Origin of the sequence: Bacillus sp. 0209A, from assembly GCF_036765095.1 — a bacterium.
Lineage (GTDB): Bacteria > Bacillota > Bacilli > Bacillales > Bacillaceae > Bacillus > Bacillus subtilis_G.
The window spans coordinates 36034-60296 of sequence record NZ_JBAIZV010000001.1; the positions used below are offsets into that span (position 1 = coordinate 36034).

Sequence of the window (24263 nt, forward strand, 5' to 3'; positions counted from 1 at the left end):
TGAGGTGCTCCAATGTCGGTTTTTAAAACTCAAGAAATGTACTGGGATAACCTATTTGATGAAGATGACGGCCTAAGCGCATTCCCTTACTTTAAAGCGGCGGACAACACGTCATTGTCCCGTACCGGCTATCAGGAAAAATGCATCTGCCGTTCCTTATCTCCGGAAGTATCTCAAAGAATAATGACAATGGCTAATCATTCTGACATGGCTGCCTATTTGATTTTATTGGCAGGTATTGAATGCTTGTTGTATAAATATACGGATCGAACGAGCCTGATTCTTGGCATTCCAACGATATCGAAGCAAAAAAGCAGCCAGTCAGCTGTTAACACCATTGTCCTCTTGAAAAACAGGCTTACAAGCCAGAGCACGTTTAAAACCGTATTCGAGCAAATAAAAGAAGCCGTTCATGATTCGCTGAAAAATCAAAACCTGCCGTTCCGAAAAATGGTTCAGCATCTAAACGTGCAATACAATGATAAGCGTCTGCCGTTGATTCATACCGTCGTTTCGCTTAACCAAATTCATTCCTTGCAATTTAAAGAAGATGTTGCGACCGATATGCTGTTTCACTTTGATTTGGAGAACGACGGAATTCAATTAAAGCTTTTTTATAACGGCAATCTGTACGACGAGGGCTATATAGATCAAATTGCAGCCCATTTAGATCAGCTGCTTTCTATAATCTTGTTTCAGCCTCAAGCTGCGATCCATACGGCAGAGGTCGTACCCGAAACAGAAAAACAGAAACTATTGTTTGATTTTAATGACACCGGCGCAGATTACTCCGGGAGCAGAACCGTCTATCAATTATTTGAAGAACAAGCACAAAGAACGCCTGAGCATGAAGCCGTCAAGTTCAAAAACAGCCATCTGACCTACAGAGAATTGAATGAAAAGGCCAGCCGTTTGGCAAGAACATTGCGTAACTGCGGCGTTCAAGCCGATACGTTGGTCGCCATTCTGGCTGATCGTTCATTAGAAATGATCGTGTCTATTCTAGCCATTTGGAAGGCGGGGGGCGCTTATGTGCCCCTGGACCCTGAATACCCAAAAGAGCGGCTTCAATATCTGCTTCATGATGCGAATGCAGACGTTCTCCTTGTTCAGCGTCATTTCAAAAACAGCCTGACCTTTGACGGACAAACGATCGATCTGAATGATGAATCATCTTACCATACGGACTGCTCATTATTATCACCCGTAGCGGAACACAACCATTTAGCCTATGTCATTTATACCTCAGGCACAACAGGATTGCCGAAAGGGGTCATGGTTGAACACGGCGGCATTGTGAACTCGCTTCAGTGGAAGAAGGCGTTTTTCAAGCATTCTGCCAAGGATCGCGTGCTTGTCTTGTATCCCTATGTTTTTGATGCATTCATTTTAAATTTCTTCAGCCCCCTTATATCAGGGGCAACCTTGCACCTTTTGCCAAATGAAGAGAATAAAGACCTTTTCGCCATTCAAAACACCATGAAACAAGAGAGAATTACACATTTTTCAACTTCTCCCCGTCTTCTGAAAACGATGATCGAACAAATGAACGCAGAGGACTTTATTCATGTCCAGCATGTTGTTGTAGGCGGCGAGCAGCTGGAAATAGATACAGTTGAGAAGCTATATTCTCTGCAGCCTCACATTCAAATCAATAATGAATACGGACCGACCGAAAATAGTGTGGTATCTACATTTCACCCTGTTCAGTCCGCAGATGAACAGATCACAATCGGCAAACCGGTGGCCAACCACCAAGCCTATATTTTAGGAGCGCACCTTCAAATCCAGCCGATCGGCGTACCGGGAGAGCTGTATGTCGGAGGAGCGGGAGTGGCCCGCGGCTACCTCAATCAGCCTGTATTGACGGAAGAAAAGTTTGTTCAGCATGTGCATCTTCCTGGTCAAAAGATGTATAAAACGGGTGACCTCGCCAGGTGGTTGCCAGATGGAAGAATCGAATATTTAGGGCGAATCGATCATCAAGTGAAAATTCGCGGCTACCGTATCGAGATCGGCGAGGTAGAGGCCGCCATATTCAATCTTGAAAAAGTTCGTGAAGCTGCTGTCGTTGCGTGGGAAGACGAAGACGGAGCCAAGCAATTGTATGCCTATTATGTCGGTGAGCCTTCTTTGACCGCTGCGCAGTTCAGAGACGATTTGTCCCGTAAACTGCCGGATTATATGATTCCCTCCTATTTTATCCATTTGGAACACATACCGCTCACTTCCAATGGAAAAATTGATTTGAAAGCTTTGCCTGCTGCCGAAGAAAAAACGCGGATGGATAACGAATACATAGCCCCGCGAAACCCAACAGAAGAACTGCTGGCGTCTATCTGGCAAGAAGTATTAGGGGCTGAGCGTATAGGGATTCTCGATAATTTCTTTGATTTTGGAGGAGATTCGATTAAATCAATTCAGGTGTCTTCGAGATTATATCAAGCCGGATACAAGGTTGATATGAAGCATTTGTTTAAATACCCTGCGATTGCTGATCTAAGTCAATTTGTAGCGCCGGTTGGCAGGAAGGCTGATCAAAAAGAAGTAAACGGCCGGACAAATCTGACCCCGATTCAGCATTGGTTTTTTGAACAAAAAATGCTGAATGCACACCATTACAATCAGGCCGTCATGTTATATTCGGCGGAAGGCTTTAAAGAGGAGCCGCTTCGCCGGACGATGGAACGTGTCGCATCTCATCACGATGCCTTGAGAATGATTTTTGAAAAAACGCCGAATGGATACGCTCCGCGAATTACAGGGACAGATGAAAGTGAATTATACCATCTGGACGTGATGAATTATAAAGGGGAAACCGATCCGGCTCAAGCGATTGCCGATAAAGCGAATGAGATTCAAAGCAGCATGGTATTAGACCAGGGTCCTTTGATGAAGCTTGGTTTGTTCCAATGTCCCGACGGAGATCATTTGCTGATTGCGATTCATCACTTGGTGATTGACGGAGTATCCTGGCGCATTTTACTTGAGGATTTTGCAAGCGGTTATGAGCAGGCAGAGCACGGGCAAACGATCCAGCTCCCGCAAAAAACAGATTCATTTCCATTCTGGGCGGATCAATTGTCCAAGTATGCAGCGGAAACCGACATAGAACAGGAGATCGCTTATTGGGCTGACCTTACAAGCATAAAGCCGCAGTCATTGCCGAAGGACAACATAAGCGAAGGTTCGTTATTAAGAGACAGCGAAGAAGTAAAGATTCAATGGACAAATGAGGAAACAGAGCAATTATTAAAACATGCGAATCGCGCCTACAACACGGAAATCAATGATCTGCTGCTGACTTCATTAGGACTCGCCGTTCACAGGTGGACTGGCATAGAAGACATTGTCGTGAATGTGGAAGGCCACGGGAGAGAGCCAATTATTCCGGATGCGGATATCTCCCGCACGATTGGATGGTTTACAAGCCAATACCCTGTCGTACTGAAGATGGAAGCCGGCAAAGACCTGTCGCAGCGGATTAAGAGCGTGAAAGAAGGGCTGCGCCGTATCCCTGATAAAGGGATGAATTACAGCATCGTCAAATATGTATCCGGGCGCCCGGAAGCCGGAAGCCTGCAGCTGAATCCGGAAATATCGTTTAATTACTTGGGACAATTTGACCAAGATTTGAAGCATCAAGCTTTCCGCATATCACCTTTTTCCACAGGGTTATCGATGAATGAAAACCAAGAGAGAACAGTCGTGCTTGATTTGAATGGGATGATTGCAGAAGGGAAATTATCGCTGACGCTGAGCTACAGCAACAAACAATACGAAAGATCGACTATGGCGAAATTTGCACGGAATTTGAAAGAAAGTCTGCAGGAAGTCATTGCGCATTGCGTAAGCCGGCAGCAGACTACCCTAACGCCAAGTGACATCCTGTTAAAGGATATCACAATAGACGAACTGGAACAGCTTTTGGAGCAGACGAGTGAATTGGGCGAAACGGAAAACATTTATCCATTAACACCGATGCAGAAAGGTATGCTGTTTCACAGCTTGTTTGACCCGAGTTCTGGTGCTTATTTTCAGCAAACGATGTTTGATCTGCATGGAGACCTGAATATTGCTTCATTTTCGAAAAGCTTGGATGGCTTATCGAAAAAATATGACATTTTCCGCACGAATTTTTACAGAGGCTGGAAGGATCAGCCTCTGCAAATCATATTCAAAACGAAAAAAATCGGTTTTGAATTCATTGACTTACGCGAAATGAAGGAATCACATAAAGAAGAGATGATTCAGGAATATGTCAGAAAAGACAAGATGAGGGGTTTCGACTTAGAGAAAGACGCGTTAATGCGGCTACTCATTCTTCGCACGGATGAAAAGGCATACCGTTTTATATGGAGTTTTCACCACATTTTGATGGACGGCTGGTGCCTGCCGCTGATTACAAAAGAAATATTCGAGCATTACTTTGCCTTACTTCAGCAAAAGCAGCCTGAGCAACCGGCAATTACTCCCTACAGTCAATACATTGAATGGCTCGGCCGTCAAGATGCGAAAGAGGCGATGGGTTATTGGGATCAGTACTTGGCGGGGTATGAGGAGCAAACCATCCTGCCTAAGGATCACCATGCGGCGGAAGAACGATATATTCCGGATAAAGTAACATGTGACATAAGCTCTGATCTCACTTTAAAAATGAAACAGACGGCCGGCAGACGCCATGTCACGCTGAACACGCTGCTGCAGACGGCATGGGCGGTTCTGCTGCAGAAATATAACCGAAGCCGGGACGTTGTTTTTGGAAGTGTTGTTTCCGGAAGACCCGCTGGAATTCCAAACGTGGAAACCATGATCGGCTTGTTCATTAACACCATTCCCGTCCGGTTCCGATGTGAAGCCGGGACAACGTTTGCCGAGCTTATGAAAGAGGCGCAGGAAAGAGCTGTAGCGTCTCAACAATTTGAGACGCACCCGTTGTACGATATTCAAGCACGCACAACGCAAAAGCAAAATTTAATTACACATTTAATGATATTCGAAAATTATCCGGTTGATCAGTATATGGAAAGCATAGGCCGGCAAAACGGATCATCCATCACGATTTCCAACGTACAGATGGAAGAACAGACCAACTACGATTTCAATTTGACCGTTATACCGGGCGACAAGATGAACATCTCTTTTGAATACAATGCAACTGTGTATGATCGGGCAAGCATAGAGCGGGTTCGGGAACATTTCATGCAAATCCTGCAGCAAGTCGTGACAGATGCGGATATCCAGGTGGACCAAGTGGAATTGTTAACGGAAGGCGAAAAAAGAACCCTTCTTCATACTCTTAACGACACGGCTGCGCCATTTCCGCAGACGCCGGTTTATCAATTATTTGAAAAACAATCGCAGCGTACGCCCGATCAAGCGGCCGTCATCGATAGAGACAGGCAGCTCACGTACGGAGAGCTCAATAAGCGGGCAAACCAACTGGCGCGAACGTTACGAGCGAAGGGCGTGCAGGCGGACCATCCTGTGGCTGTCATCAGCAGAAACAGTATCGAATCGGTTGTCGGGATTCTTGCCGTTTTAAAATCAGGCGGAGCCTACGTCCCTATAGATCCGGAATATCCGCAAGACCGTATTCGGTATATGCTGGATGCCTCTCAAGCCGGCATCGTTTTGATGCAGCGAGATGTGAGGGAGCAGCTTGCCTATGAAGGCGACACGATTTTACTGGATGATGAAAGCTCGTATCACCAAGATGATTCTGACCTTGCACCGATAAGTGATGCCAGCCATTTGGCATATGTCATTTATACGTCAGGTTCCACAGGCCGGCCAAAAGGCGTATTAATCGAGCACCGAGGCTTGACCAATTATATTTGGTGGGCAAAAGAAGTTTATGTAAAAGGCGAGAAAACCAACTTCCCGTTGTACTCGTCAATCTCTTTTGATCTGACGGTGACTTCTATTTTCACACCGCTTGTCACAGGCAATACGATCATCGTCTATGACGGAGAGGACAAAACAGCACTGCTCGCATCGATTGTACAGGACCCGAGGGTGGATATTATTAAATTGACCCCGGCCCATTTGCAGGTTTTGAAAGAAATGAACATCGCCGATAAGACGGCTGTCCGAAGACTGATTGTGGGCGGGGAGAATCTAAGCACCCGGTTAGCCAAAAGTATTCATGAACAGTTCGAAGGCAAAATTGAAATATGCAATGAGTACGGACCGACGGAAACCGTTGTCGGCTGCATGATTTACCGTTACGATGCCGTGAAGGACAGGCGGGAATCGGTACCGATCGGAACGGCTGCAGCAAACATGAGCATTTATGTGCTGGATGAGAATATGAAACCTGCGCCGATCGGTGTCCCAGGAGAAATCTATATCAGCGGCGCCGGTGTGGCAAGAGGATATTTGAACCGTCCGGAATTGACGGCAGAGAAATTTGTCGATGACCCGTTTGCATCCGAAGCCAAGATGTATAAGACCGGAGATTTGGCAAAGTGGCTGGCTGACGGAAACATTGAATATGCGGGCAGAATAGATGAACAAGTGAAAATCAGAGGCTATCGTATCGAATTAGGCGAGATCGAGGCGGCGCTGCTTCAAGAAGAAGCGATTAAAAAAGCGGTCGTTACAGCCAGAGAAGATGTCCACGGGTTTAAACAATTGTGTGCGTATTACGTGAGCGGCGGGCAAATAACGGGATCCCGGCTCCGGAAACAATTGTCTCATTGCTTGGCGAGTTATATGATTCCGGCTTATTTTATTGAGCTGGATGAAATGCCTTTAACTTCCAATGGGAAAATAAACAAAAAAGCGCTGCCTGCTCCGGATTTCGAGCTGCAGGACAGAGCAGAGTATAAGGCTCCCCGAACAAACGTGGAAGAAATATTAGTTTCCGCCTGGGAAGCTGTATTAGGCGCAGAGAACGTAAGTATTTTGGATAATTTCTTTGATCTTGGCGGAGATTCGATTAAATCAATCCAAGTGTCATCAAGATTAAATCAAAACGGATACAAAATGGAAATCAAAGACTTGTTCCAATATGCAACGATTGCCGAATTGACTCCGCACATCAAGCAGAATTTGCGTATAGCCGATCAGGGTGAAGTCAAAGGAAAAGTCAGCCTGACTCCTATTCAGCATTGGTTTTTCGAACAAATAACGACAGATCAGCATTATTATAATCAAGCCGTCATGCTGTATGCACCGGAAGGTTTTCAGGAAATGCCGCTGCGCCAAACCTTGCAAAAGCTTGCAGAACACCATGATGCGCTCCGCATGACGTTCCAGCAGACAGAGAATGGTTACGAGGCACAGAATGCAGAGATCGCGCCAAGCGGGCTTTACCACCTAGAAGTTCTGAATCTAAAAGCAGAATCCGATCCGGGGCTGACAATTGAAGCCAAGGCAAATGAGATACAAGGCAGTATTCGTTTAAGTGACGGACCGTTAATGAAAATCGGATTGTTTCAATGTGCAGATGGAGATCACTTGCTGATTGCCATCCATCATTTGATTGTAGACGGGGTTTCATGGCGGATTTTATTGGAGGATATCGTTAGTGGTTACAGGCAAGCTGAAAACGGGCAAGTGATTCAACTGACGCAAAAAACGGACTCTTTCCAATTATGGGCCAAGAGGCTTTCTGAATATACGCAAAGTGAAACCATAAAACAAGAACAGGAATATTGGACAAAGATCGAACAAACCGATGTGAAACCGCTGCCTAAGGATTTTCATGAAACACATACGACTTCAAAAGACAGTGAAACGGAAACCGTGGAATGGACTAAAGAAGAAACCGAGCTGTTATTAAAACAAGCGAATCGCGCTTATAACACTGAAATAAACGATTTGCTTTTAACCTCCCTTGGTCTTTCCATATCACACTTGTCAGGACTTGAACAGATTCCGATTCATTTAGAGGGACACGGAAGAGAACAGATGAGTCTAGATATGGATGTCTCCCGTACGGTTGGATGGTTCACAAGTCTGTATCCAGTTGTTCTACACGCGCAATCAGGCAAAGAAATCTCTTATTATATCAAGTTGACCAAAGAAGGACTGCGCCACATTCCGCATAAAGGGATCGGATATGGAATAGCAAGGTACTTAAGCGACGCAATGCCATCAAAATTAAATCCGGAGATTTGTTTTAACTACCTGGGGCAGTTTGACCAAGATTTGCAGCAGCATGCGATTCAATTATCTTCTTACTCCTGCGGTTCAGACTCGAGCGGGAATCAAGAAAGACCATATGTCTTGAATATAAACGGAATGATAACCGAGGGACAGCTGAGGTTTACGATCAGCTACAGCAGCAAACAGTACACAAAAGAAACGATCAAGCGGTTATCGGAAACGATTCAAAGCCGCCTGCGGACAATCATTACGCATTGCGTTCATAAAGAACAATCGGAACTGACGCCAAGCGATATTTTGTTAAAAGGCATGTCCATTGACGAATTGGATCAGCTCCTCATTCAACTGCCGCATGCAGGTGAGATTGAAAACGTGTATCCGCTCACTCCGATGCAGAAAGGAATGCTCTTCCACAGCTTGCTGGATGAGGACTCACATTCTTATTTCGAACAAGCATCGTTCGATTTGCAGGGAGAGTTAAAGATTGATTGCTTTAAAGCGAGCTTGGAACGATTATTTGAAACATACGCCGTGTTCAGAACCCGTTTTTACAGCGGCTGGAACGATACTCCTTTACAAATTGTCTATAAAACGCAAAAACCGCAAATTCATTTTGCAGATTTGCGTGACATAGAGGAGCATCTGCGTGAGGATGCAATCGCAGCCTATCAAAGAGAAGACAAGGCAAAAGGATTTGACTTAGCTCGGGATCCGCTGATGCGCATAGCGATTTTCCGTATGGAAGACAGCAAATATCATTTGATTTGGAGCTTTCATCATATTGTTATGGACGGCTGGTGCCTGTCTCTTATCACGAAGGAAGTGTTTGAGTATTATAACGCCTTGCAAGAAGGCAGAGAAACAGAACTGCCTTCTGCAGCTCATTACAGCGACTATATCGAGTGGCTTCATCTCCAAGATCAGGGAGCGGCCAAACGGTACTGGAGCGAGTATCTTGACGGTTATAAAGGTGAAACCAGGCTTCTTCATAAACGACCGAAGCATGAACAAAAAGCATATGCCTATGCTAATGTGACCTGCGAACTAGACCAAGAACAGACAAAGCAATTGCAGCAGATCGCAAACCAGCATCAAGTGACATTAAATTCGTTGATCCAAACGTTGTGGGGAATTTTATTACAGAAATACAGCGGGTCGCAAGACGTTGTATTTGGCAACGTCGTGTCCGGAAGGCCGGCGGAAATCCCTGGGGTGGAACAGATGATCGGCCTGTTCATCAATACCATTCCGGTTCGCATCCGCTGTGATGAGGACAGTTCTTTTGCTGATACGATGCAAATGGTTCAACAAAACGCACTGGCTTCCCAAGCATACGATACCTTTCCTTTATACGAAATTCAGGCCCAGACGGAACAGAAACAAAACCTGATTGACCATATCATGATCTTTGAAAACTATCCGATAGGGCAGCAGGTTGAAGAGGCAAGCCGTTATGATACGGAACTGAACGTCATGAATTTTCATATGCAGGAACACTCCCATTATGATTTGAATGTGGTTGTCATTCCTGGCAAACAGCTGGCCGTTCATTTCGGTTTTAATGAAAATGAATATGAAAAATCAGAAGTGGAGCAGATCTGCGGACATTTTGAACAGCTCATGCAGCAAGTATTGAAGCAGCCATCTGTCAAAATAGAAGAATTGGAGCTTTTGACTCAACGAGAAAAAGAAGACCTGCTCAGCCATTTTCAGTCTGTCGGCAAGAAATATCAGCACGAACAAACGATTCATGAGTGGTTCGAGGAACAAGCGCATCGTACGCCGGACCATACGGCGGTTGTATTCGAGGGTAACCAATTAAGCTCCGGGGAACTGAATCGGCGGGCCAATCAGCTTGCGCGAACCTTACAGGCAAAGGGAGTACAGTCCGATCAGCTTGTCGGCATTATGACTGAACGATCGCTGGAGATGATTGTAGGCATCTTGGGAGTTTTAAAAGCGGGCGGCGCATATTTGCCGATAGATCCTGATTCTCCGCCTGAACGCATTCGTTATATTTTTAGTGATTCAGGCATCAGTGTATTGCTTTATCGCGGGAAGCTGCAGGATAATATCTGCTTCTCAGGAACATGTATCGATCTCATGGAGGAAAGTGCCTATCACGAAAAAGACAGCGGCCTTGCGCTCTCTTATCAGTCGAGTCAACTGGCCTATGCCATTTATACTTCCGGCACGACAGGCAAGCCTAAAGGCACGCTAATTGAACATCGCCAGGTCATTCACTTGATTGAAGGACTGAGCCGCCAAGTTTACTCTGCCTATGATGCGGAGCTGAATGTTGCCATGCTTGCCCCATATTATTTTGATGCTTCTGTTCAGCAGATGTATGCTTCCTTGCTGTTAGGTCATACCTTGTTTATTGTTCCCAAGGATGTCGTGTCAGACGGTGCAGCATTATGCCGTTACTATCGGCAGCATTGCATTGATATAACTGACGGAACACCTGCCCACTTAAAACTTTTGATAGCTGCAGGTGATTTGCAGGGAGTCCCGCTTCAGCATCTGTTAATCGGAGGAGAGGCGCTTTCCAAAACGACGGTAAATAAGCTCATGCAAGCATTCGGCGAGCATGGTGCTGCGCCTGCGATCACCAATGTATATGGCCCTACAGAAACTTGCGTAGACGCGTCCTTCTTCAACATTGAATGTGCTTCCGATGCTTGGACACGCAGCCAAAACTATGTCCCTATAGGCAAGCCGTTAGGCAGCAACCGCATGTACATTTTGGATTCAAAAAAACGGCTACAGCCGGCTGGCGTTCAAGGCGAGCTGTATATTGCAGGGGACGGTGTCGGACGGGGTTACTTGAACCTGCCGGAACTAACGGATGAAAAATTTTCTACCGATCCGTTTGTCCCGACGGACCGAATGTATAGAACCGGTGATCTGGCCCGCCTTATGCCAGATGGAAATATTGAATTTATCGGCCGGATTGATCATCAGGTGAAAATTCACGGTTTTCGGATCGAACTCGGTGAAATCGAATCGGTAATGCTGAACATCCCCGATATTCAAGAAGCCGCCGCAATTGCCCTTAAAGATGCGGATGGAGATTATTTCCTATGCGGATACTATACTGCGGATAATCTAATACAGATCAGTGAACTTCGCGAAAGTATGGCACGGCATTTATCGGGATATATGATACCGGCTCATTTTGTGCAGCTGGATAAGATGCCGCTGACGCCAAACGGGAAGTTGAACCGTCAGTTATTACCGGCTCCGGTCAAAAATCGGGATAAAGGCATAGAATACGTGCTGCCGCAGACTCCGGCAGAAATCCAGCTGACGGCAATTTGGCAGGATGTTCTCGGGTTAGAGCAGGTCGGGATTCGAGATCACTTTTTTGATATCGGCGGCCACTCCCTGCGGGCAACCGCGCTTATTGCAAAAATACAAAAACAAATGCATGTCCAAATTCCTTTGCGGGACGTATTCCGTTTCCCAACCATTGAACAGCTTGCGCGGGAAATCACGACGATGGAGCAAACCGGGTATGCCGGGATTCCTGCAATTGAGAAAAGACCATATTATCCGGTATCTTCGGCGCAAAAACGATTGTACATTCTCAATCATCTGGAAGGCGGAGAACTCAGTTACAACATGCTGGGTCTGATGGCTGTCGAGGGCAAGCTTGATCGTGATAAGCTGCAGCAAGCCTTCCTCACACTGATTCAACGTCATGAATCTTTGCGCACCGGTTTTAAAATGGCCGGCGGAGAACCTGTTCAGTATGTCTTGGATCACGCAGAGTTTGAAGCAGAGTGGTATCAGGCAGAAGAAAATGATGCAGACCTTTATATCCGCCAATTTATTCGTCCGTTTGATCTGGAGAAGCCGCCGCTGCTTCGTGTGGGGCTGATTGAACTTCAACCTGACCGCGGAATTCTGCTGTTTGATATGCATCACATTATTTCTGACGGAACATCTATGAGCGTATTGATTAAAGAATTTATTCGGATTTATGAAGGAGAGACATTGCCGCCCCTGCGCATCCAGTACAAGGACTACGCAGTATGGCAGACCGGACAAGCGCGTTTAAAACAGATCCAAAACCAAGAAGCCTATTGGTTAGAGCTGTACAGCGGCGACGTTCCTGTCCTTCATATGCCTACCGATTATAAACGGCCGTCGGCACGGGATTTTGCGGGAGCCACGATGCATTTCACGCTTGATAAGCAAAAAAGCGAAGGGTTAAAGCAGCTCGCATCTCAAACAGAATCCACTTTATATATGGTGCTCCTTGCGTCTTATACCTTATTGCTTTCAAAATACAGCGGCCAGGAAGACATTATTGTCGGCAGCCCAATAGCGGGGAGACCGCATGCGGATTTGGAACCCATTATCGGAATGTTTGTAAATACACTGGCGATGAGAAATCACCCTGAAAAATGGAAGAATTTCACTCAGTATCTGGCCGAGGTGAAGGAGAATGCTTTGAAAGCTTACGAGCATCAAGATTACCCTTTTGAAGCGCTGGTTGATCAACTGGATATTGCTAGAGATTTGAGCCGTAATCCGCTGTTTGACACCATGTTTGTGCTTCAAAACACGGAGCAGGAACAGTTAGAGATAAATGACGTAACTTTCAAACCATTCCCAAGTGAACATACGATGGCTAAATTTGATTTAACCTTAACGGCTGTGGAAGAGGAGTCGGGTATTCATTTCACGATGGAATACTTGACGGCTCTGTTTAAACCGGAAACGATCGAACGTATGATGGGACATTTTGTGCAGCTGATTGATTCGGTTATCAAACAGCCTGAGGCCGAGCTGGCTAGTTTGGATATGATGACCCAAGAAGAGAACAGTGAAATCCAGAAACTCTTTAACGATACTGCAACTGCAGAAAAACGTAATCCGGCAGCGGTTCATCAACTTTTTGAGCAGCAGGCTGCGCTTAACCCAGATCATGAAGCCGTCATATTTGGAAATCAAACTCTGACTTATCGTCAGCTGAATGAACGTTCCAATCAGTTGGCGCTCATCCTCCAAGATAAGGGTGTTGGCACAGATCAGGTGGTTGCCGTTCTCACGGATCGCTCAGCAAATATGATCATCGGCATTTTAGCCATATTAAAGGCGGGCGGAGCATTTCTTCCTATCGATCCGGAACTTCCTGATGAACGGCGGGCTTTTTTGATAAAAGACAGCGGCGCCAGTGTGCTTTTGACTAGTGCAGGTCATGTCATTCCGCCGCTCTTTAAAGGGGAAGTGCTTCTGCTTGATGATCCGTTACTATATCAAGGCGGTACAGACAATCTTAATCTTTCCTATTCGGAAAATGATTTAATGTACATCATTTACACGTCAGGCACAACAGGGAAACCAAAAGGAGTTCAGCTAGAGCATAAAACGATGACGAATCTGCTCGCTTATGAGCAGGGGCATACGCAGCTGCGCTTTGACAGAGTGCTGCAATTTGCCGCAATGAGCTTTGATGTCTGCTATCAAGAAATGTTTTCGGCGCTTTCAAGCGGAGGAACACTCTGTATCATCAGCAATGAGGCGAAACGGGAAATACGTCAGCTCAATGAATTTGTCAAAATGCATAGGGTACAAACAGCATTTCTTCCGACCGCTTTCCTTAAGCTCCTTGCCTCGGAGAAACACCATTTCGAACCGTTTGCCGAGTGCGTGGATCACATCATCGCTGCGGGAGAACAGCTCATCGTAACAAGTATGCTGCGTGACATGCTGGCACGCCACCATGTCACATTGCATAATCATTACGGCCCGTCGGAGACACATGTCGTGACCATGTATACCGTTGATCCGGATACAGAACAGGAACTTCAGCCAATCGGCAAACCGATTTCAAATACGGAGATTTTCATTTTGAATGAAGCAGGAACGCTTCAGCCTATCGGAATTGTCGGCGAACTTTGTATTTCAGGGGTCAGCTTAGCACGTGGTTATCATAACAGAGAGCTTTTGACGCTCGAAACATTTGTTCCGCATCCATATGATCCGAATCAACGGATGTATAAAACAGGTGATCTGGCCCGTTACCTTCCTGACGGGAACATTGAATATGCTGGTAGGATGGACCATCAAGTCAAAATTCGCGGTTACCGGATTGAACTCGGTGAGCCGGAAGCCGCTCTTCTAGAGCATGTCCAAGAAGCAGTTGTTCTGGCCAGAGAAAATGAAGACGGGCAAAGCGATTTGTATGCCTACTTTACAGCGAAGCAATCACTCTCGATCAGTCAGCTAAAAGAAAACCTTGCTGAACAAATACCGGGATACATGATCCCTTCATACTTCATCCAACTGGAGAAACTGCCGTTAACCTCCAATGGAAAAGTAAATCGAAGAGCGTTACCGATGCCTGAAGCAGGTTTGCAAACCGGGATCGACTACGTTGCTCCGCGGACGAGTATGGAAAAGCAGCTGATAGGCATCTGGCGTGACATTTTGAAGATAAAAGAAATAGGAGTGAAAGATAACTTTTTCGATTTGGGCGGCCACTCGTTACGGGGGATGACTCTCATCGCCAAAATTCATCAGCAATTCAGCAAAAACATTTCATTAAGAGAAGTATTCCAATGTCCGACAGTTGAAGAAATGGCACAGTTTATCGCAGAAGCGAAAGACATCAGGCCGGATTACATTCCGGCTGCCAAAGAAAAAGATGTCTATGCTGTATCCTCCGTGCAGAAAATGGTTTACCTGTCGACACAAATTGAAGGAGGCGAACTCAGCTATAATATGCCGGGAATCCTCACATTAGAGGGAAAAATCGACATAGATCGCTTACAAACCGCATTTCAAAAACTGATTTATCGTCATGAATCACTGCGTACCGGTTTTGAAATGATCCGCGGAGAACCAGTGCAGGTGATCAAACCGCAAGTGGAGTTTTCTATGGAAAGGTACAAGGCGGCACCTGACGAAATTGAAGAACTTTTCCGCGCCTTCGTGCGGCCATTCGATCTCAGTCAGGCTCCATTACTTCGGGCCGGACTCATTAAGTTAGAACAAGACAGGAATGTTTTCATGTTTGACATGCACCACATCATTACGGACGGCGCGTCCATGAATATTTTTGTCGAAGAACTGATTCAATTGTATGGCGGCAAAGATTTAGCTCCGCTCCGTATTCAGTACAAAGACTTTACTGAATGGAAACATCAAAAAGAACAGAGAGAACGAATCAAGAGGCAGGAAGAGTATTGGCTGGGTGTATTTCATGAAGAGCTGTCGTCATTCGAGCTGCCGAAAGATTTTGCGAGACCGCCGGTTAGAAGTTTCGATGGGAAGCGGCATAATTTTGTGCTCGATAAGACTGTCATCCAAGGTGTAAAACAGCTGGAAGACTTGACCGGCTCGACCGCTTATATGATTTTGTTCTCGGCCTATTCCATACTGCTGGCTAAATACAGCGGACAGGATGATATCGTCATCGGCACACCTATTGCGGGAAGAATGCATGAAGATTTGCAACATCTCATCGGCATGTTTGTCAATACATTAGCTATCCGTACCGCTCCGATGGCGGAAAAGACATTTATGGATTATATAACGGAAACAAAAGAAACAATGCTGAAGGCTTATGAAAATCAAGAGTATCCTTTTGAAGAACTAGTAGAAAAACTGGGTGTGAAACGGGACTTAAGCCGAAATCCATTGTTCGATACGATGTTTGTCCTGCAAAATACGGAACACACGGATATTGAAGTGGACTCTCTCGCGGTCAAGTCTTATGAACAAACGAATACAACAGCTAAATTTGATTTACAGCTGAACTTTGTAATGGACCAAGATGAGATACAAGGCAGCTTTGACTACTGCACGAAGCTATTTAAAAAGAAAACCATTGCTGTAATGGCCAAGGATTACGTCATGATCCTCTCGGCGATTTTACGAAACCCATCCATTCCTTTAAAAGAAATTCAATTAAGCGAAAAAGTAAACAAAAGGAAACACCTCGCAAGCACAATCGAATTGGATTTCTAATCATGGCCGGCAGCGGCTGTCCAGGCACAAATGCCGCGGGTGCCGCCAGCCGCCTTCAAAACAGGAATGAAACCAACTGGAGGGATATGAATGTCAGAATTCAAACAACAGGAGTTGTTCTGGGGCCGCATGTTTCACACGGAAGACCGTCCCAGTGCATTCCCTTCGTTTCAAATGTCCGACTCAACATTAAAGCGTGATGTATCGAGTACATCTGACTGTATTCACAGTTCATTGAGTTCAGATGTATCCCGGCGCATCCTGACCATGACGAATCAAACGCCGATGGCCGTTTATCTGGTTCTCCTGATCGGAGTTGAATCCCTGTTGTACAAATACACGGGGGAAGAGAGCGTGATTACAGGCGTTCCAACCTTTGAAGACGAAACTGATGAAGATCTTGGTTTAGATCAGCTCATGTTAATCAAGCAGAATATCAATGCCGACAGTACGTTTAAATCGATATTCCATGAACTGAAACATACGCTGGACGAAGCGATCTTATATCAAGACGTTCCTTTTGATAAAATGGCCGGACAGCTACGGCTGAACTATAATACAAATCATTTGCCGATCATCCATACAGTTGTTTCTTTAGAGCAAATCCATTCTGATCGTTTCATAGAAACGGCTGCTTCAGATGCTTTATTTCAGTTTGTTATGGGGGAAGACACGATTGAGGTAAAGTTATTTTTTAATGAACAAGCTTATGACCGCGAGTATATGATACAGGTGATCGGACATTTAAATCGTCTGTTTACTAACATGTTATTTCAGCCCGACCTCACCCTCGGACAAGTGAATATGTTGTCTGAAAAGGAGACAAATACATTTCTCGTTGACTATCATTATACGAAAACTGAATATCCGCGAGACAAGACGATTTATCAATTATTCGAAGAACAAATGAAACGAACACCGGATCAAGCTGCCATTATTTGCGGAGAAAAGCAATTCACGTATCGCCAGCTCAATGAACGCGCCAATCAATTAGCCCGAACGTTAAGGGCCAAGGGTGTAAGGGCGGACCGGCTCACTGCCATCATCAGTGAACACAGCATCGAACTGGTTGTGGGAATACTGGCCATATTCAAAGCGGGCGGGGCCTATGTGCCAATTGATCCGGATTATCCGAAGCATCGCATACAGTATATAGTAGATGACTCCCAAGCTGATATCATCTTGACAGAGAGCCATCTCCGAAAACAATTGGATCTGGCCGGCACAAAGGTTTTCATCGATGAAGAAAGCTCTTACCAGGAAGACGGCTCTGATCTTGAACCGATCAGCAGTACGAAGGATATGGCCTATGTCATCTATACGTCAGGTTCCACAGGCAAGCCAAAAGGTGTGGCAATTGAGCATCAGGGCTTAACCAATTATATTTGGTGGGCCCGCAGGGTATATGTCAAAGGAGAAAAAACCAACTTTCCGCTATATTCATCCATCGCTTTTGATCTGACAGTAACGTCTATTTTTACTCCGCTTATTACCGGCAATGCCATTATTGTCTACAGAGGAGAAAATAAGGTGGCCTTGCTTGATTCCATTGTGCACGATTCGAGGGTGGATATTATCAAGCTGACCCCGGCTCATTTGCAGTTATTAAAAGAAATGAACATTCCTCCTGAATGCACCATTCGGAAATTCATTGTTGGCGGCGACAATTTAAGCACGCGGCTCGCCCGAAACATCAGCGGGCAATTCGGCGGCATAATCGAAATCTTTAATGAATACGGGCCGACAGAGACAGTTGTCGGTTGTATGATTCACTCCTTTGATCAGCAAAACGACAGACGGGAATCAGTTCCGATCGGAGCCGCCGCGGACAACATGAACATTTATGTGCTGGATAAGAGCATGAATCAGGTTCCAATCGGCGTCCCGGGAGAAATCTATATCAGCGGGGACGGCATCGCCAGAGAATATTTGAACCGGCCAGATTTAACCGCGGAAAGATTTTTGCGGAATCCATTTGTACAAGAGGCGAAAATGTACCGGACGGGAGACTTGGCCAGACGGCTGCCGGACGGTAACATTGAATACCTCGGAAGGATCGACCACCAGGTGAAAATCCGCGGTTACCGCATTGAAATCGGCGAAGTCGAAGCCGCATTATTTCAAATATCACCGATTCAAGAAGCTCTCGTTATCGCACAAGAAACCAACGGGGAAACGACTTTGTGCGCCTATTTTACCGCACTGCATTCTTTAACCGCAGGCGAGATCCGGGAACATCTGTCCCGTCAGCTTCCTGCCTATATGATACCTGCTTATTTCGTACAGCTGACAGCGATGCCGCTTACGTCCAACGGAAAAATAGATCGCCAGGCGCTGCCTGCTCCAACTGGAAATCTCACAGGCAATACCTATACAGCTCCGCGGACAGAACTGGAAAAAATACTGGTCGGAGTGTGGGAGTCGGTATTAGGCGCAGAACGTGTCGGAATCAACGATCATTTCTTTGAGCTTGGGGGAGATTCGATTAAATCGATTCAAGTGACTTCAAGCTTATATCAATCCGGTTATAAACTTGACATCAAACACTTGTTCAAGCACCCGACGATTGCCGGGCTAGTTCCTTTTATAGAGCCGGTCACCCAAATCGCAGAACAAGGTGAAATTAAAGGTCCGACACTTCTGACACCGATTCAGCATTGGTTTTTTGCCCAGCAATACCCTGATCCGCACCACTATAATCAATCCGTTATGCTTTATTTTAAAGAGGGTTTGGATGAATCAAAGCTTCGGGGAGTCATGAAGAAGATCGCTGAGCATCATGATGCTTTGCGCATGGTTTATGTTCCGACAGACCATGGATACGAAGCCCGAAACCGGGGGATTGATGAAGGAGATTTATTCAGCCTTGAAGTATTCTCATTACTCGAAGAAATCAATCCCGCCCAAACGATTGAAACGATATCCAATGACATTCAGCAGCAATCCATCCATTTAGCCGAAGGCCCGCTCATGAAACTGGGATTGTTTCAATGTCAGGATGGAGACCATTTGCTGATTGCGATTCATCATCTGGTCGTAGATGGCGTATCGTGGAGGATTTTACTTGAGGATATAACGTCAGCTTATGAACAGCTGCAAAACGGCGAAGCGATCACACTTCCTAAGAAGACGGATTCCTACCTGTTATGGGCTGAACGATTGAAACGTTATGCAGAAAGCGCAGATTTTGAAGCGGAAAATCAATACTGGTTCGGGCAGCTGCATATCCCGCAGCATAAATTGCCAAAGGACAATGAACAGGAGAGCGGTATAGCCGAAGACCGAGAAATCATCATCGTCCAATGGACAGAGAAAGAAACCGAATGTTTATTAAAAAAATCGAACCGTGCCTATACGACTGACATTAACGATTTATTGCTGACCGGACTCTGTACGGCGGTTCATCGCTGGACTGGACATGAAGAGATTCTTGTTCATCTGGAAGGACACGGCAGGGAATCAATCTTTCAAGACCTTGATATTTCACGTACGGTGGGCTGGTTCACAAGCCAATACCCTGTTTCTCTTCAAATTCAGGCAGACCAGGACATCTCACAGCGGATTAGGACAGTGAAAGAACAGCTGCGTCAGATTCCCCAAAAAGGAATAGGATATGGTCTGATTAAATATTTGTCCGATCATCCGAAGGCCTCTGGCTTGACCGGTCATCCGGAAATCAGCTTCAATTACCTCGGTCAATTTGATCAAGATTTCGAAAATGGAGGAATCGAAGTATCTCCATTCTCCGGTGGGAAAATTGCGAGCGACAGGCATCCTATTGCCTATACGCTTGACATCAACGGCATGATCTCTGGCGGCCGATTGTCATTGGCCATCAGTTACAGCAATAAACAATATCGAAGAGAAACAATGGAAACATGCGCCGCTTTCCTAAAGAACAGCCTAAAAGAAGTCATCGAACATTGTACAGCTCAAAAGCAAATTCAGCTGACGCCAAGCGATATTTCGCTGAAAGACATAACAATCGCGGAATTAGATCAATTTGCTCATCAAACACAGCATATTGGCGACATTGAAAATATATATCCCTTAACCCCCATGCAGAAGGGCATGCTGTTTCACAGCTTAATCGATTCGGCTTCCAGAGCTTACTTTGAACAAGCCTCTTTTAATCTTAAAGGCGATTTGGATATCGAAGCATTTACGATGAGTTTGTTGCAGCTGGCAGACAGACATGAGATTCTTCGGACTCATTTTTACACCGAATGGAAAGATCAGCCTCTGCAGTTTGTCTTTCGAGAAAAACCGATCGAAATAACCGTTGAAGATATTCGAAACATGGAAGATGAACAACGCGGCAAATTTATTGCCGACTTTGTACAAAAAGATAAGGAAAGAGGATTCGATCTTACCCGAGATGCGTTAATGCGCGTATCAATCCTTCGTACAGAGAATGATCAAGCCCGATTGATATGGAGCTTTCATCATATTTTAATGGATGGCTGGTGTCTGCCTCTTGTTACGAAAGAAGTGTTCGAAACCTATTATGAGCTCCTTGATAGAAGAAAACCCGAGCGGGAAGCCGTCACCCCGTACAGCCGATATATCGAATGGCTGGAAGACCAGGATCATAACAACGCTTCAGCCTATTGGCAAAAATATTTGGACGGTTATGAAGGACAAACCGTTTTACTGAAAGAACCTGTCTCAAACCAAGCCGAGGGATATCAAAAACAAAGTCTTGCATGCCGGCTCGGAAAGCAGCTATCAGAAGAAATCAGGCAGACTGCAAGCAAGCATCACGTCACCGTGAATACGTTTATTCAAAGCGCGTGGGGCCTATTGCTGCAAAGATACAACAACAGTCAAGATGTCGTTTTCGGGTCGGTCGTATCCGGCCGCCCGGCAGAAATTCCGGGTATTGAATCCATGGTCGGCTTATTTATCAACACCATGCCCGTACGTATTACCGCTCAGCCTGGAATGACTGTGGAACAAGTGTTGAAAATGAGCCAGGAGCAGGCATTGGCTTCTCAGGCGTATGATACATTTCCGTTGTATGAAATTCAGGCTCAGACCGAACAAAAGCAGCAGCTGATCAGTCATATCATGGTATTTGAAAATTATCCGGTAGAGAAACAAATGGAGCATATGAAACCGAAACGTGACACACTGGACATTATTAACTTCCATATGGAAGAGCACACCCATTACGATTTCAATTTTATTGTCATGCCGGCGGGGAATATCGAAATTCATTTTGTGTACAATGGCAACGTCTATGAACATACAAGCGTCAAGCGGATGGAAGAGCATTTTATGCAAATCATTAAGCAAATGGTGAACAGTCAGGCGATTCGCGTCCAGGACCTGGATATACTTACGGCGGATGAACGTTCGCTTCTTATAGAGGCATTTAATGATACGGCCGCGAATTATCCAAAGGAAAAGACGCTTTATCAATTGTTTGAGGAACAAGCTGAGCGAACGCCGGCGCAGGTGGCGATTGTTTTTGGAGATGAGAAACTAACGTATCGGCAGCTCAATGAACGGGCTAATCAATTGGCTCGAACGTTAAGGGCCAAGGGTGTAAGGGCAGACCGGCTCACAGCCATCATCAGCGAACATAGCATCGATCTGGTTGTGGGAATACTGGCTGTATTAAAAGCCGGCGGCGCCTACGTACCTATTGATCCGGATTATCCGAAGCACCGCATACAGTATATATTAGAAGATTCCAAAGCCGAGATCGTCTTGACACAGTACCATCTTCGGCAGCGATTTACACATGCGGGCACGATCGTTCTATTGGATGAGGAAAGCTCTTATCACGAAGAGCACTCCAATCTTGAACGGATCAGCGATGCGAAGGATTTAGCATATGTGATCTATACATCGGGCTCCACAGGCATGCCCAAAGGCGTATTAATCGAGCATCGCGGCTTAACCAATTATATTTGGTGGGCTGACAGCGTATATGTCAAGGGGGAAAAAACCAACTTCCCACTGTACTCCTCCATCGCTTTCGACTTAACGATAACGTCTATTTTTACACCGCTCGTAAGCGGCAATGCCATCATAGTCTTCGGAGGAGAAGACAGAGCTGCCTTGCTTTCATCTATTGTACAGGATTCCAGAGTAGATATTATTAAGCTGACTCCGGCTCATTTGCAGTTATTAAATGAAATGGACATTCCACATGAATGCAGGATCCGGAAACTGATTGTAGGCGGCGACAATTTAAGCGTGAGTTTGGCACGGAGCATCAGCGAGCGATTTCAAGATCAAATTGAAATCTTTAACGAATACGGGCCAACGGAAACGGTCGTCGGATGTATGATTTATTCCTTTGATCCGCAGAAAGACAGACGAGAATCGGTGCCAATCGGTACGGCCGCGGCCAATATGAATATTTATGTGCTGGATGCGGGGATGAAGCCAGTGCCGATCGGCGTTCCCGGAGAAATATACATTAGCGGGGCCGGCATAGCCAGAGGATATTTGAACCGCCCGGAATTAACGGCCGAGAAATTTGTTGAACACCCGTTTGCCGCAGGCGAAAAAATGTACAAAACGGGAGATGTCGCCCGATGGCTTCCCGACGGCAATATCGAGTATGTGGGAAGAATGGATCATCAGGTGAAAATCCGGGGCTACCGGATTGAAATTGGCGAGGTCGAAGCGGTTTTATTGCAACTGGAATCTGTCAAAGAAGCGGTCGTCATCGCGATTGAAGAAGAGGGATCCAAGCAGCTGTGCGCCTACTTAACCGGGGATGAATCATTACATACAGCGCAGCTGAAGCGGCATTTGCTGAACAAACTGCCCGCGTATATGATCCCAGCCTATTTTGTACAAGTAGAGAAGATGCCGATAACCGCTAATGGAAAAATTGATCGAAAAGCGTTGCCGGCTCCTGAGAGAAATAGGCTCACCGGAAACGAATACGCAGCACCCGAAACGTTAATTGAAAAGCAGCTGGCCGAGATTTGGAAGAACATTTTAGGTCTCACTGACCCGGGTATTAAAGATAATTTCTTTGACGCGGGCGGCCATTCACTTAAAGTATTGCAGCTGATTCATCAAATTAACGCCGATATGGGGCTCAACATGCATTATCAAGCCGTATACGATTTTCCTACCATCGAAACAATGGCACGCGCCATTCAAGCCACGGTCTTCGAGTCCAAGACGGATAACGTATTCGTCAAGCTGAACCAGGAAGATTCAATCCCTGTGTTCTGTTTCCCACCTTTAATTGGGTATGGACTAGTTTATAATGAAATGGCAAAAAGACTTGATGGCAGCTGCACAGTCTATGCGGCTGATTTCTTAGAAGAGCCGTCTTATGAGAAAGAGATCGTTGACCTGTATGCAGAAAGCATGATAGGCATTCAGGAACAAGGGCCTTTTGTTCTGCTTGGTTATTCTTCGGGATCGAATTTGGCTTTTGAGGTTGCCAAAGCCTTAGAGAAGCGAGAGCGCGTCGTATCAGATGTGATCATGCTTGATTCTAAAATCACTGTTTCGGTTACGCATTCATCAGAAACGGAAATTGAAGAGATCGTCCATCTGAATATGGATATTATTCCGGACTACTACCGTGACATATTAACCATTCCTTCGATTAAGGATAAAATCAGAAGCTACCTTGCGTATCACAATGAACTGATCAATTCCGGCGCCGTTAACAGCAACATACATCATTTGTTGTGTGGCGATTTGACTGATAGAGGATGGACGCAATCAACTGTACAGCATTACCTTGAGTACAAATTAAAAGGAGACCACGTGACGATCTTTGAACCTCATAATATCGAAGAAAATGTGGATGCAATTCGATCTATTATCAAAAGGATTGAAGAACGGCATCATCAAGGACTGGTTCTTGATGAACAACTGTCAATGGGATCGTTTGCGGGAGATGCAAAGTTTGACAAAATGTAAATGATCAAGTGTAAAACGCCGCTGGCCTGGCAGTCAGCGGCGTTTTTTATTAAAAAGGCGAGAGCAATACTCCTGTGTTTGTAAGGCTTACTCTAGAAATCGTCCAATTTATGCGTTCTTCATGACCAGTTGTCATCAAATGGTAAAAAATAACCTCCATTTTAAGGAAAAAGAAGGATGTCAAGTTATTAGAAAAAAGTGTAGCCTATGTTTATGGGTTCTAGCTTTATTATTGAGTTGCTTATCTGCGGAGTCTG

The 24263-nt window shown here is 45.5% G+C and carries 2 protein-coding genes; both read left to right on the top strand.

Translation table 11 applies throughout. The features are described from left to right. The first annotated feature begins 12 nt into the window (after positions 1 to 12). Positions 13 to 16098: an amino acid adenylation domain-containing protein gene (locus tag V6D44_RS00095; RefSeq protein ID WP_333516203.1), complete on the top strand. Its 16086-nt coding sequence runs from the start codon at positions 13 to 15 to the stop codon at positions 16096 to 16098. Between the two features lie 90 nt (positions 16099 to 16188). Beyond that, positions 16189 to 24006 (top strand): non-ribosomal peptide synthetase, encoded by a 7818-nt coding sequence (locus tag V6D44_RS00100; protein ID WP_087991405.1) that lies wholly within the window; start codon positions 16189 to 16191, stop codon positions 24004 to 24006. Positions 24007 to 24263: the final 257 nt, after the last annotated feature.

Coding starts and splice junctions, on each gene's coding strand:
- V6D44_RS00095 (WP_333516203.1), top strand. CDS start 13: ATGTCGGTTTTTAAAACTCAAGAAATGTACTGGGATAACCTATTTGAT.
- V6D44_RS00100 (WP_087991405.1), top strand. CDS start 16,189: ATGTCAGAATTCAAACAACAGGAGTTGTTCTGGGGCCGCATGTTTCAC.